This is a genomic window from Lentibacillus sediminis (genome assembly GCF_002763455.1).
Taxonomy (GTDB): Bacteria; Bacillota; Bacilli; order Bacillales; family Amphibacillaceae; genus Lentibacillus_D; species Lentibacillus_D sediminis_A.
This window is the reverse complement of record NZ_NIXK01000009.1, coordinates 25,872-38,855: the sequence shown is the minus strand read 5'-3', so window position 1 is coordinate 38,855 and position 12,984 is coordinate 25,872. Positions and strand designations below refer to the sequence as shown.

The window sequence follows — 12,984 nt, the reverse complement described above, 5'->3', positions numbered from 1 at the left end:
CTATCCCTCCTTCTTTTCTGATACAACTACAGTCACATGACTTGTGCGTTTGTTGATTTTGCTTGCACGTCCTTGAGCACGCGGACGGAAACGTTTCAGTGTTTGACCTTCATTTACATATGCTTCCGAGATAACCAGATTGTCCGGGTCCATCTCATAATTGTGTTCTGCATTTGCGATTGCTGATTTCAGCACTTTTTCCACAACCGGTGAAGCACCGCGTTGGGTGTGGCGTAATATAGCAACTGCTTCGCCGACGTTTTTTCCTCGAATTAGATCCACTACGAGACGTGCTTTACGAGGAGCAATACGAACTTGTTTTGCAACGGCTTTAGCTTGCATATGGAATGCCTCCTCTCATTAGCGTCTTGTTTTCTTATCGTCGCCGGAATGCCCTTTAAACGTACGGGTTGGCGCGAATTCACCCAATTTATGTCCAACCATATCCTCTGTAACATAAACAGGTACATGCTTGCGTCCATCATATACTGCAATCGTGTGACCGATGAAAACAGGGAAAATCGTGGAACGGCGGGACCAGGTCTTCACTACCTGTTTCTTATCCGTTTCGTTCAGGTTCTCGATCTTTTTCATCAAATGGTCATCAGCAAAAGGTCCTTTTTTCAAACTGCGGCCCATGGATAAACCTCCTTCTTAGCATTGTAAGACGGGTATGGTGCCCCGTCCGTCAATCCATTTACTTCTTGCGTTTCCGAACGATATACTTATCAGATGGCTTGTTGCGCTGACGTGTTTTGTAACCAAGCGTCGGTTTGCCCCATGGAGACATAGGCGATTTACGTCCGATTGGCGCGCGTCCTTCACCACCGCCATGCGGGTGGTCATTCGGGTTCATAACAGAACCGCGTACAGTCGGGCGCTTGCCTAACCAGCGGGAACGTCCTGCTTTTCCGACACGGATAAGTTCATGTTCAAGATTGCCGACTTGGCCGATGGTTGCACGGCAAGTGGACAAGACCAAACGAACTTCACCGGATGCCAGACGTACCAGTGTATATTTATCTTCGCGTCCGAGAATTTGCGCTTGAGCACCTGCTGAACGTGCCAGCTGTGCGCCGCGTCCCGGTTTTAATTCAATATTGTGGATAATTGTACCCACTGGGATATTTGTAAGCGGAAGTGCGTTTCCAAGCTTGATATCCGCTTCTTTACCTGATTCAATCTCTGTTCCAACTTTAATTCCTTTTGGTGCCAGAATATAACGTTTTTCTCCATCGGCATAATGAATCAGCGCAATGTTGGATGAGCGGTTTGGATCATACTCAACCGTAGCAACGCGTCCTGGTATACCATCTTTGTCACGTTTGAAATCAATGATGCGGTAATGACGTTTATGCCCGCCGCCTTGGTGACGAACAGTCAGTTTCCCTTGGTTATTGCGTCCGCCGCGTTTGTAAAGCGGGGATAGCAGTGACTTTTCCGGCTGATCTGTGGTGATTTCCGCAAAGTCGGAAGTAGACATATTCCGTCTTCCGTTCGATGTTGGTTTGAATTTTTTAATTGCCATCCTGGTTTCCCTCCTTCACGATTGATTTTTAGCCTTCAAAGAATTCCAGTTCTTTGGAGTCCTCGGAAAGCTGCACGATAGCTTTTTTACGATCCGAGCGGTAACCGCCGTAACGGCCCATCCGCTTGAATTTACCTTTAACGTTGGTTGTGTTTACTCTTTCTACTTTCACACCGAAAACGAGTTCCACAGCATGTTTAATCTCTGTTTTGTTTGCTTTCGGGTAAACTTCGAACGTATATTTTTTCTCTGCCATCAAATCAGCAGAGTGTTCCGTAATGACAGGGCGCTTAATAATATCACGTGGATCTTTCATTATGCAAGCACCTCCCCTGCTTTTTCCGCTGCTTCTTTTGTCAGAATCAGCTTGTCATGCGCAAGCAAATCAAGTACATTCAATTCTTCTACTGTCTGTACATTGACTCCCTGCAGATTGCTTGCTGAACGGGCTACGGTTTCGTCTTTCGCCGCTGTTACGATCAGCACTTTTTTGTCGACATTCAATGCACCGAGCATTTTCACGACTTCTTTGGTCTTAGGAGCCTCGATTGCGATTGAGTCCAGCACCACGACATCCTCTTCCTGCACTTTTACAGACAGTGCAGATTTCAATGCCAAGCGGCGCATTTTCTTTGGAAGCTTGTAGCTGTAGCTGCGTGGTGTCGGACCGAATACGGTTCCGCCGCCAACCCATTGCGGGGAGCGAATTGAACCTTGACGAGCGCGTCCAGTACCTTTTTGACGCCACGGTTTTGCACCGCCGCCGCGTACTTGGGAGCGATTTTTCACCGCATGTGTTCCCTGACGCCGTGATGCACGCTGCATAACTACTGCTTCATGTAAAACATGTTTGTTTGGTTCAATGCCGAATACGGAATCGTTCAATTCCACATCTCCAGCCTGTGAACCGTCTTGTTTCAATAGTGCTATTTTAGGCATGACAGATCCTCCCTTCGTTTTAAATGATTACTTCGCCCTATTTGCACTCGCGATTTTAACGAATGATTTTTTTGCACCTGGTACATTGCCTTTGATCAAAAGCAGGTTCCGTTCGGTATCCACATTAACGACATCAAGGTTTTGAACCGTTACTTGGTCGCCGCCCATTTGTCCTGGTAATTTTTGTCCTTTGAAAACTTTCGCAGGGTCTGCTGCCATTCCAACAGAACCAGGACGCCGATGAAAATGTGACCCGTGGGACATCGGTCCGCGCTGTTGATTATGGCGCTTGATAACCCCTTGGAATCCTTTACCTTTGGAAGTACCTGTTACATTAATTTTATCTCCAGCTTGAAAAACATCTACGCTGAGTTCCTGACCAACTTCATATTCATCAAGAACCGCGTTACGGATTTCACGAACGTAGCGCTTAGGGTTCGTGCTCGCTTTTTCAGCATGGCCTTTCTCTGCTTTGTTCGTACGGCCCGGCTTCTGATCAGCAAACCCTAGCTGGATCGCTTCATAGCCGTCATTTTCCAGTGTTCTTTTTTGCAAAACGACATTTGGTTCTGCTTCAATAACGGTAACAGGAACTAATTCGCCTGTTTCCGAGAACAGCTGGGTCATGCCGATTTTACGACCTAAGATTCCTTTCGTCATCCGTTACACCTCCTATAGTTAACCTTTATTTTTATAGTTTAATTTCAATGTCCACACCGGATGGCAGATCCAGACGCATTAGTGCATCCACGGTCTGTGGTGTCGGACTGACAATGTCGATCAAGCGTTTATGTGTACGCATTTCGAATTGTTCACGTGAGTCTTTGTACTTGTGCACCGCACGCAGTACTGTATAAACGGATTTCTCTGTCGGCAATGGGATCGGTCCTGAGACATTTGCTCCGGAACGCTTTGCCGTGTTGACGATCTTTTCCGCTGACTGATCCAGAATTCTGTGATCATACGCTTTTAAACGGATTCGAATCTTTTCTTTTGCCATTATTTTCCCTCCTTTTCGCCCATATTATTATAGACATACTCCACGAAAATTCCTTGGCAGCCCGCCATGGCAAAGGGGCCGGGTGTGCCAACAACCTTTCGTTTCATCGCCTTTCGTGGCCAACGTTCTTATTATATAGAAATATGGCCGCTAGTGCAACCCTTTAATCAGAAACTATTGGAATGCACATCTATGTATTATACTTGCTATTGCTGTTGAATGCAAGGGTTGAGCGGGATTTTTTCGTTGATTTTTGAGGAAAATAGTGTTATTTGGGAGATTAGAGTTTTGAGTGGTTGTTTTAAGCGCGAAATTTGCGGCAGTGATTCCACTTCCAACCGAAAAAAGTGTGATGCTTTTATCGCAAAACTTATGTTTACTGACATGTGTGCGTGTTGATTTCCATAGCAGCCAAGGGAACTTTACCCTCGGTTGATATCTCCTTGCTTTTCTTACCGAACTGCCGTGATAGTCTTTTTCTCGGTCAATTCTTCCTGTTCTTCCTTCCCTATCTGCCGTGACAGCTTTTCTCTCGGTAAAAAAGCACCACGCCAGCGGAGGAAATATACGGAGACTCCTGCGGGATGAAAAGCATAGGCGAGACCCCGCAGCGCGGCAGCGCAAGGTGGCTCGACAGCTTCCCGCGGAAAGCGTAGTATATTTCCGCAGCGGTGGGCATGCACACCTTTTCTATAAACTTCGACAAAATCCGGGAAGTGACAGGCACCGCTCCCGGGCACCGCCCCCAAACACAAAAAAATGAGCAGCGTCGTCACGCTGCTCATTTTTAAAAGTTGATCTGCTTATTTTTCAATTACTGATACAACACCAGATCCAACAGTACGTCCGCCTTCACGGATAGAGAAACGGGTTCCGTCCTCGATGGCGATCGGGGAGATCAGTTCTACTTGCATTTCCACATTGTCACCAGGCATTACCATTTCCACGCCTTCTGGAAGGGTAATAACACCAGTAACGTCTGTTGTACGGAAATAGAATTGCGGACGGTAGTTGCCGAAAAATGGCGTATGGCGTCCACCTTCTTCTTTTGACAGTACATAAACTTCCGCTTTGAAGTTTGTATGCGGTGTAATCGAACCAGGCTTAGCCAGAACTTGACCGCGAGTGATATCGTCACGTGCAACACCGCGCAAGAGAGCGCCAATGTTGTCACCAGCTTCTGCATAGTCAAGAAGCTTACGGAACATTTCCACACCAGTTACAGTAGTTTTTGATTTGTCTTCTGCAAGACCGATGATTTCTACTTCATCACCGACTTTAACTTCACCGCGTTCTACACGGCCAGTTGCTACAGTACCACGGCCAGTGATGGAGAATACGTCCTCAACAGGCATCATGAATGGTTTTTCTTTGTCACGCTCTGGAGTTGGGATGTACTCATCCACAGCAGCCATCAGCTCAACGATTTTTTCTTCGTATTCTGCATCGCCTTCCAGTGCTTTCAGTGCGGAACCTTTTACTACTGGCAAGTCATCACCAGGGAAGTCATACTCAGTAAGCAGGTCGCGTACTTCCATTTCAACAAGTTCAAGCAACTCTTCGTCGTCTACCATGTCTGTTTTGTTCATGAATACAACGATAGCCGGTACACCAACGTTGCGTGAAAGCAAGATGTGCTCACGAGTTTGTGGCATTGGGCCGTCAGCTGCAGAAACAACCAGGATCGCACCGTCCATTTGCGCAGCACCAGTGATCATGTTTTTAACATAGTCAGCGTGACCTGGGCAGTCTACGTGTGCATAGTGGCGAGTGTCTGTTTCATACTCCACGTGGGAAGTAGCGATCGTGATTCCACGCTCTCTTTCTTCCGGTGCATTGTCGATTTTGTCAAACGCCATTGCAGTACCTTTGCCGGAAGTTTTGTGCATAACGGTGGTAATAGCAGCAGTCAACGTCGTTTTACCATGGTCAACGTGTCCAATTGTTCCGATGTTAACGTGACTTTTCGAGCGGTCAAATTTTTCTTTACCCATTTATAGTTCCTCCTTTAAGTAAATAAAAGTAACTTTTCATTTTTATTTTCAGCTAAGAACAAGGATAGCCCAAATTCTTTAGCCTTTACTACAAGTTATACTTCAATTTCTGTTAAAAATCAATTATTCACCAGCATTTTTCTTAATAATTTCTTCTGAGATGCTTTTCGGCACTTCCTCATAGTGATCAAAATGCATGGTGTAGGTTCCGCGTCCCTGCGTGTTTGAACGGAGTGCTGTTGCATAACCGAACATTTCAGAGAGTGGCACAAAGCCTCTGACGACCTGTGCTGGTCCACGGTTTTCCATTCCTTCTACACGGCCGCGGCGTGCCGTAACATCGCCCATAATATCGCCCATGTATTCTTCCGGAATGACGATTTCCACTTTTACCATTGGCTCCAGTAGTACCGGCTGACATTTATTTTTTGCAGCCTTTAAGGCCATGGAGCCGGCTACTTTAAATGCCATCTCGTTGGAGTCCACATCGTGGTAGCTTCCATCGTACAGTGTTGCTTTCAAATCGATGAGCGGATAGCCTGCCAATACCCCGTTTTCTGTCGCTTCTTTGATACCAGCTTCAACAGATGGAATGTATTCACGCGGCACGACACCACCGACGATTTTGTTTACAAATTCAAACCCGGCACCTTCTTCGTTTGGCTCAAATTTAACCCAAACGTGTCCGTATTGCCCGCGTCCGCCAGACTGACGGACAAACTTGCCTTCCACTTCCGCGCTTCCGCGGAATGTTTCACGGTAGGCAACCTGTGGCGCGCCGATATTTGCTTCGACTTTAAATTCACGTTTTAGACGGTCAACGAGAACGTCCAGGTGAAGTTCACCCATACCGGAAATAATCGTTTGGCCGGTCTCCACGTTTGTTTCCGTTTTGAACGTTGGATCCTCTTCTGCAAGTTTGCCAAGCGCAATTGCCATTTTATCCTGGTCAGCTTTTGTCTTCGGCTCAATCGCAACCGAGATAACCGGATCCGGGAAGTCCATGGATTCCAGAATGACAAGATCTTTCTCATGACAAAGGGTGTCCCCTGTGCTTGTGTCTTTCAAACCAACAGCTGCTGCAATTTCTCCGCTGTATACAGTGGAGATTTCCTCACGGGAGTTGGCATGCATCTGCAGGATACGGCCGACACGTTCCCGTTTGTCTTTCACCGAGTTCTTCACGTAAGAACCGGAATCAAGTGTACCGGAATAGACGCGGAAGAACGTCAGCTTACCGACATACGGGTCTGTCATTACTTTAAATGCCAATGCAGAGAATGGTGCTTTATCGTCTGCAGGCCGGGTCACTTTTTCTTCAGAATCTGGCAGAATCCCTTCAATTGGAGGGACATCTGTCGGTGCCGGAAGATAGTCAATCACACCGTCAAGCATCAATTGCACACCTTTGTTTTTAAAGGCAGAACCGACATAGACAGGGTAAAGTTCCACATTCAGGGTTGCCTGGCGAATTGCTTTCTTCAATTCATCTGTGGAAATCTCTTCCCCTTCCAGATACTTCATCATCAGGTCTTCATCCAGCTCAGAAACTGCTTCTACCAAACCGGCACGCAATTCCTCTGCTTGCTCCTTGTACTCATCCGGAATTTCGCGTGCCTCGGCACGGGTTCCCAGGTCATCGGCATAGTAGTATGCCTGCATGGTGACAAGATCGATAATTCCTTCAAAGTTGTCCTCTGCCCCAATTGGCAGTTGGACAGGATGAGCATTTGCCCCAAGGCGTTCTTTCAGTGTTCCGGTAGAGTACATGAAATCCGCCCCGACTTTGTCCATTTTATTAATGAACACGATTCGCGGTACGCCATAGGTAGTTGCCTGGCGCCATACGGTTTCGGTTTGCGGCTCCACACCGGACTGAGCATCAAGGACAGTTACCGCGCCATCAAGTACACGGAGGGAACGTTCCACTTCTACCGTGAAATCCACGTGCCCTGGCGTGTCAATGATATTAATGCGGTGTTCTTTCCATGATGCGGTGGTAGCAGCAGAAGTAATCGTGATTCCGCGTTCCTGCTCCTGCTCCATCCAGTCCATTTGCGAAGCACCTTCATGGGTTTCGCCAATCTTATGAATACGTCCTGTATAGAAAAGAATACGTTCCGTTGTAGTGGTTTTCCCGGCATCGATATGTGCCATGATCCCAATATTACGTGTCTTTTCCAAGGAGAACTCTCTAGCCATGTATTCTTCTCCTTCCTTTTCAAACAGTTATTTAGTCTTATCTGCTAGCTCCAGCGCCCAGCGCCTAGTGGACTTCCTTCACCTTCGTACGATAAGTCAACATCGACTCGAAGTTTAAGGAAGGCCGGCTAATTACGGCCTTTGCGGCCAACGCCGGCACACCCCTTTTGCAGGGGCGTGTTTCCTTTATCTCCTCCGAAGGAATGACCAGCTAAATTCACCGCTTTGCGCGGCAACGCTGATCCACCTGGCATGGCCAGGCGCAGCCCATACGCCGCTAAACGGGCGCTTCCGCTTTAGAACTTACCAGCGATAGTGAGCGAATGCTTTGTTGGCTTCTGCCATTTTGTGCATTTCCTCACGGCGTTTCACTGATGCTCCGGTGTTGTTGGATGCATCCAGGATTTCGTTCGCCAGGCGTTCTTCCATTGTTTTTTCACCGCGCAGGCGGGAATAATTTACAAGATAGCGAAGTCCGAGAGCCTGACGGCGTTCCGGGCGCACTTCCATTGGCACCTGGTAGTTCGAGCCGCCGACACGGCGAGCGCGCACCTCAAGTACTGGCATTACATTTTTCATTGCCTGTTCAAATACTTCCATTGCATTCTGGCCGCTTCTTTCACCAACCAGGTCAAATGCTTTGTAAAGAATTTTTTGGGCTTTCCCGCGCTTCCCGTCAATCATAATCTGATTGATCAGGCGAGTCACTAATTTTGATTTGTAAAGCGGATCAGGCAAGACATCGCGTTTAGGTACTGGTCCTTTACGTGGCATGCTTCATCCTCCTTTCCCATTTGTGGTCATGTCGTTTATTTTTTAGGTTTTTTGGTTCCGTATTTGGAACGCCCTTGTGCACGTCCCTGTACTCCGGCCGTGTCAAGCGCACCGCGTACAATGTGATAACGTACCCCCGGCAAGTCTTTTACACGACCGCCTCTTAAAAGTACAACACTGTGCTCCTGCAGGTTGTGCCCGATTCCAGGAATGTAGGCAGTTACCTCCATGTTGTTGGACAGACGAACACGTGCATATTTACGCAGCGCCGAGTTCGGTTTCTTTGGTGTCAGTGTACCGACACGGGTGCAAACACCGCGTTTTTGCGGAGAGTTTTGGTTTGTAGCCTTTTTCTTAAAGCTGTTGTACCCTCTGTTCAGTGCAGGAGAGTCAGACTTTTTCGGTTTACTGACGCGTCCTTTGCGTACAAGCTGATTAATTGTTGGCATGATGTTTCCTCCCTTCTTTTATCCTTATTCATGTGAAAATGAAAGCTATTGATCCCCTGTTTCGGTTGGCTTTGTAAACCCACATATCCAGGTGGTTCATCTTAACGCAAAAAATGAGCTTTCGCGGAAAAAATCCCGCCAAAACTAATGTGTTTACTTTGCTGCAAGGTTTGCTTTCAGTGTTTGTTTCGTTCCACTTGTCATACTTTTTCATAAGACGTAAGAATGTGCTTAAAAAAGCAACAAGTATCGGAAGCACCTTTGATATTCTATCACTGGCAATTTTTAATGTCAATATAAAAAATATCAATTTTTCGGTGCTTCCTTGGGATTACTTGTTTCTTTCATCCAGTCCCCGTCTTGCTACTGCACGGTTTCGGATGTTTCTATTTCTTCCTCTTCCGTCTCTTCTGCTGGCTCATCAAGCGTGGCTCCGACATCGCGGTAGCGCTGCATGCCTGTGCCGGCTGGGACGAGTTTGCCGATAATGACATTCTCTTTAAGCCCGAGCAGTTCATCACGTTTTCCTTTAATCGCAGCGTCCGTGAGCACACGGGTTGTTTCCTGGAAGGAAGCCGCAGATAAGAAGGAGTCGGTTTCCAGAGAAGCCTTCGTGATACCAAGAAGGACAGGTTTTCCGGTTGCCGGCTGCCCGCCGCTGTTGAGCACCTGATGGTTGGCATCTCTGAATTGATGCAGCTCCAAGAGGGAACCTGGCAGCACATCGGTCTCGCCCGCATCAACCACACGGATTTTCCGCATCATCTGACGGACCATCACTTCGACGTGTTTGTCACCAATTTCCACCCCTTGCATGCGGTAAACCTTCTGTACCTCACGCAGCAGGTATTGCTGCACACCTTCTACGCCTTGAACACGGAGTAGCTCTTTTGGATCCACCGAGCCTTCTGTCAGCGCTTGGCCGGCAATGACTTCATCACCGACATCCACTTTCATCCGGGCGTTATAAGGAACCGTGTAGGCACGCTGCTCAACGTCGCCTTGGACAACGATCTCCTGTCTGTCCTTGACTTCGTTTATTTCTTTCACTGTACCGTAAAGTTCCGTAATGACCGCTTGCCCTTTCGGATTGCGCGCTTCAAAAATCTCCTGGATACGCGGCAGACCCTGGGTGATGTCATCTCCAGCAACCCCGCCGGTATGGAAAGTACGCATGGTCAGCTGTGTACCAGGCTCACCGATAGATTGGGCGGCGATAATGCCAACTGCTTCACCGACTTCGACTTCATCACCGGTAGCAAGATTGCGTCCATAACATTTCTGACAGACACCATGCTTCGTATTGCAGGTGAAGGCAGAGCGAATGATTACTTTTTCAATGTTTGCATCATCTATTTGTTTTGCCTGATCTTCACTGATTACCGTGTCAGCCTCGACAATTGTCTCGCCGGATTCCGGATGGGTGACTTTTTCGAATGCCGTCCGGCCGATTAAGCGGTCGATTAATGGCTCGATCAACTCGTTGCCATCCTTAAGTGCCGATACAGTCAAACCGCGGTCGGTGCCGCAGTCCGGATCCCTTACGATAACATCTTGGGCAACATCCACAAGACGTCTGGTCAAGTAACCGGAGTCCGCTGTTTTCAGCGCCGTATCAGCAAGCCCTTTACGCGCACCGTGGGTGGAAATAAAGTATTCCAATACGGTCAGACCTTCACGGAAGCTTGATTTAATCGGCAGTTCAATAATCTTACCAGCCGGGTTGGCCATCAGACCGCGCATACCGGCAAGCTGGGTAAAGTTGGACGCATTACCACGAGCACCCGAATCACTCATCATAAAGATCGGATTGCGATTGCTCAAGGTACCCATCAGTTTATCCTGAATCGTATCTTTTGCCTGTGACCAGACAGCAATCACACGGTCATACCGCTCTTCTTCAGTAATCAGACCGCGGCGGAATTGTTTCTGCACGTTATCCACTTTCGTCTGCGCCTCATCAAGAATCGTCTGTTTCTCGGAAAGGACGACAATATCAGAAACCCCGACGGTCATACCGGCTTTGGTGGAGTAACTGAAGCCGAGATCTTTCATGCGGTCCAGCATTTTCGATGTTTCACTGATTTTGAACCGTTTAAAGACTTCTGCGATAATGTCCCCTAAAAAGCCTTTCTTAAATGGCTTCACAATCTCACGGGACGCTATTTCCTTCTTCACTTCAGTCGTGGAGTCCACAAAATAAACTTCAGGAATTTTAACTTCCAGATTGTCCTGTGTAGGCTCATTAATATACGGGAACGAATCCGGCAGAATTTCATTGAAAATCAATTTCCCGACAGTCGTCAGCAGCAGCTTATTCTGCTGCTCTTCATTAAATTTACCAGCCAAACTGGATGCCTGGACGGCAATCCTTGTATGCAAATGAACAAACCCATTCTGGTAGGAAAGCAGTGCTTCATTAATGTCTTTGAAAACAGCGCCTTCTCCTACTGCGCCTTCCCGTTCCATTGTCAGGTAATAGTTTCCTAAAACCATATCCTGGGACGGGGTGACGACTGGCTTGCCGTCTTTTGGATTCAAAATGTTTTGAGCAGCAAGCATCAAGACACGCGCTTCTGCTTGAGCTTCGGCGGACAGCGGTACGTGGACCGCCATTTGGTCCCCGTCAAAGTCCGCGTTGTATGCTGTACATACAAGCGGGTGCAGGCGAATCGCCCGGCCTTCAACCAGTGTTGGCTCAAACGCCTGAATGCCAAGACGGTGCAGGGTTGGTGCACGGTTTAAGAGCACTGGATGTTCTTTAATGACATCCTCCAGCACATCCCAGACATCGGGATGAACCCGTTCAATTTTTCGTTTTGCTGATTTAATATTGTGCGCAATGCCTCGTGCCACCAGCTCTTTCATGACAAATGGCTTAAACAGCTCCAGTGCCATTTCTCTCGGCAGGCCGCATTGGTACATTTTCAAATGCGGACCGACAACGATAACAGAGCGTCCGGAATAGTCCACCCGTTTACCGAGCAGATTCTGACGGAAACGTCCCTGCTTACCCTTAAGCATATGGGAAAGGGATTTTAATGGACGATTGCCGGGTCCGGTAACCGGACGGCCGCGGCGTCCATTATCGATTAAGGCATCGACTGCCTCTTGCAGCATCCGTTTTTCGTTTTGCACAATAATGCTTGGTGCGCCGAGATCCAGGAGCCGTTTCAGACGGTTATTTCGGTTGATCACACGACGGTACAGATCATTTAGGTCTGACGTTGCAAAACGCCCGCCATCGAGCTGTACCATTGGGCGAATCTCCGGTGGAATGACCGGCAATACATCCAAAACCATCCAATTCGATTCATTTCCTGAATTACGGAAGGATTCAATGACTTCCAGCCGCTTGATGGCCCGGGTTCTCCGCTGGCCATGTGCGGTTTTCAGTTCTTCCCGGAGTGCATCCACTTCTTTTTCCAGGTCAATATCCTGAAGAAGCTTGCGGATAGCCTCTGCTCCCATTTGCGCTTTAAAGGATTTGCCGTACTTATCATAGTAGGCACGGTATTCCTTCTCGGAGAGCAGCTGTTTTTTCTCCAGCGGGGTATCCCCTGATTCGGTGACAATGTATGCCGCAAAATAGATGACTTCCTCAAGCGCACGCGGTGACATGTCGAGCACCAGACCCATACGGCTCGGAATGCCTTTGAAATACCAAATATGGGAAACAGGTGCCGCCAGTTCAATATGACCCATGCGTTCCCGGCGGACTTTGGACTTGGTTACTTCCACGCCGCAGCGGTCACAGACAACGCCTTTGTAGCGCACGCGCTTGTATTTCCCGCAGTGGCACTCCCAGTCTTTTTGCGGACCGAAAATGCGTTCACAGAACAAGCCGTCTTTTTCCGGCTTCAAGGTGCGGTAGTTAATGGTTTCCGGCTTTTTCACCTCACCGTGAGACCAGGAACGGATCTTTTCGGATGAAGCCAAACCGATTTTCATATACTCAAAGTTATTTACATCTAGCAAGGGGCCTTCCTCCCTTTCAAGTGTACAGTTTTACCTCTGGAATGCCTGAGATGTTACGAAACTTGACTTGTCGCCAAGCTGTAGCCGTGCGGCCTTCTTGCATTTATACAGGATAAGAAA

Annotated in this window: 12 protein-coding genes; all 12 read right to left on the bottom strand. The window is 48.0% G+C overall.

What is annotated here, in order from left to right; all coding sequences use genetic code 11:
• Positions 1-342, bottom strand: coding sequence for a 50S ribosomal protein L22 (gene rplV / locus CEG13_RS14690; protein ID WP_100012652.1), 342 nt, complete (start codon positions 340-342; stop codon positions 1-3).
• 18 nt (positions 343-360) lie between these two features.
• The gene (rpsS, locus tag CEG13_RS14685) at positions 361-639 is read right to left on the bottom strand and encodes a 30S ribosomal protein S19 (RefSeq protein ID WP_100012651.1); all 279 of its coding nucleotides are present in this window, start codon (positions 637-639) and stop codon (positions 361-363) included.
• Positions 640-697: 58 nt separating this feature from the next.
• On the bottom strand, positions 698-1,528 hold the full coding sequence (rplB, locus tag CEG13_RS14680; protein WP_100012650.1) for a 50S ribosomal protein L2: 831 nt from the start codon (positions 1,526-1,528) through the stop codon (positions 698-700).
• A gap of 28 nt (positions 1,529-1,556) precedes the next feature.
• Positions 1,557-1,844 (bottom strand): 50S ribosomal protein L23, encoded by a 288-nt coding sequence (gene rplW, locus CEG13_RS14675; RefSeq protein WP_100012649.1) that lies wholly within the window; start codon positions 1,842-1,844, stop codon positions 1,557-1,559.
• Positions 1,844-2,467, bottom strand: a complete 624-nt coding sequence (rplD, locus tag CEG13_RS14670; RefSeq protein ID WP_100012648.1) for a 50S ribosomal protein L4 — start codon at positions 2,465-2,467, stop codon at positions 1,844-1,846. The genes rplW and rplD overlap by 1 nt, the downstream gene beginning before the upstream one ends.
• A 27-nt stretch (positions 2,468-2,494) precedes the next feature.
• Positions 2,495-3,127 carry a 50S ribosomal protein L3 gene (rplC, locus tag CEG13_RS14665; protein WP_100012647.1) on the bottom strand — a complete coding sequence of 211 codons (633 nt, stop codon included), beginning with the start codon at positions 3,125-3,127 and terminating at the stop codon, positions 2,495-2,497.
• Between the two features lie 31 nt (positions 3,128-3,158).
• The gene (gene rpsJ / locus CEG13_RS14660) at positions 3,159-3,467 is read right to left on the bottom strand and encodes a 30S ribosomal protein S10 (RefSeq protein WP_100012646.1); all 309 of its coding nucleotides are present in this window, start codon (positions 3,465-3,467) and stop codon (positions 3,159-3,161) included.
• A gap of 803 nt (positions 3,468-4,270) precedes the next feature.
• Positions 4,271-5,461 carry an elongation factor Tu gene (gene tuf / locus CEG13_RS14650; protein ID WP_100012644.1) on the bottom strand — a complete coding sequence of 397 codons (1,191 nt, stop codon included), beginning with the start codon at positions 5,459-5,461 and terminating at the stop codon, positions 4,271-4,273.
• A gap of 123 nt (positions 5,462-5,584) precedes the next feature.
• Entirely contained in the window at positions 5,585-7,663 is a 2,079-nt protein-coding gene (fusA, locus tag CEG13_RS14645; protein ID WP_100012643.1) for an elongation factor G, read from the bottom strand.
• Positions 7,664-7,966: 303 nt separating this feature from the next.
• Positions 7,967-8,437 carry a 30S ribosomal protein S7 gene (gene rpsG, locus CEG13_RS14640; protein WP_100012642.1) on the bottom strand — a complete coding sequence of 157 codons (471 nt, stop codon included), beginning with the start codon at positions 8,435-8,437 and terminating at the stop codon, positions 7,967-7,969.
• Positions 8,438-8,472: 35 nt separating this feature from the next.
• Positions 8,473-8,886, bottom strand: a complete 414-nt coding sequence (rpsL, locus tag CEG13_RS14635) for a 30S ribosomal protein S12 (protein WP_100012641.1) — start codon at positions 8,884-8,886, stop codon at positions 8,473-8,475.
• Positions 8,887-9,249: 363 nt separating this feature from the next.
• Positions 9,250-12,864, bottom strand: a complete 3,615-nt coding sequence (gene rpoC, locus CEG13_RS14625; RefSeq protein WP_100012639.1) for a DNA-directed RNA polymerase subunit beta' — start codon at positions 12,862-12,864, stop codon at positions 9,250-9,252.
• Positions 12,865-12,984: the final 120 nt, after the last annotated feature.

What these genes read in the sequence shown, in the direction of transcription:
- rplV (WP_100012652.1), bottom strand. Translation starts at nt 342, where the DNA reads ATGCAAGCTAAAGCCGTTGCAAAACAAGTTCGTATTGCTCCTCGTAAA.
- rpsS (WP_100012651.1), bottom strand. Translation starts at nt 639, where the DNA reads ATGGGCCGCAGTTTGAAAAAAGGACCTTTTGCTGATGACCATTTGATG.
- rplB (WP_100012650.1), bottom strand. Translation starts at nt 1,528, where the DNA reads ATGGCAATTAAAAAATTCAAACCAACATCGAACGGAAGACGGAATATG.
- rplW (WP_100012649.1), bottom strand. Translation starts at nt 1,844, where the DNA reads ATGAAAGATCCACGTGATATTATTAAGCGCCCTGTCATTACGGAACAC.
- rplD (WP_100012648.1), bottom strand. Translation starts at nt 2,467, where the DNA reads ATGCCTAAAATAGCACTATTGAAACAAGACGGTTCACAGGCTGGAGAT.
- rplC (WP_100012647.1), bottom strand. Translation starts at nt 3,127, where the DNA reads ATGACGAAAGGAATCTTAGGTCGTAAAATCGGCATGACCCAGCTGTTC.
- rpsJ (WP_100012646.1), bottom strand. Translation starts at nt 3,467, where the DNA reads ATGGCAAAAGAAAAGATTCGAATCCGTTTAAAAGCGTATGATCACAGA.
- tuf (WP_100012644.1), bottom strand. Translation starts at nt 5,461, where the DNA reads ATGGGTAAAGAAAAATTTGACCGCTCGAAAAGTCACGTTAACATCGGA.
- fusA (WP_100012643.1), bottom strand. Translation starts at nt 7,663, where the DNA reads ATGGCTAGAGAGTTCTCCTTGGAAAAGACACGTAATATTGGGATCATG.
- rpsG (WP_100012642.1), bottom strand. Translation starts at nt 8,437, where the DNA reads ATGCCACGTAAAGGACCAGTACCTAAACGCGATGTCTTGCCTGATCCG.
- rpsL (WP_100012641.1), bottom strand. Translation starts at nt 8,886, where the DNA reads ATGCCAACAATTAATCAGCTTGTACGCAAAGGACGCGTCAGTAAACCG.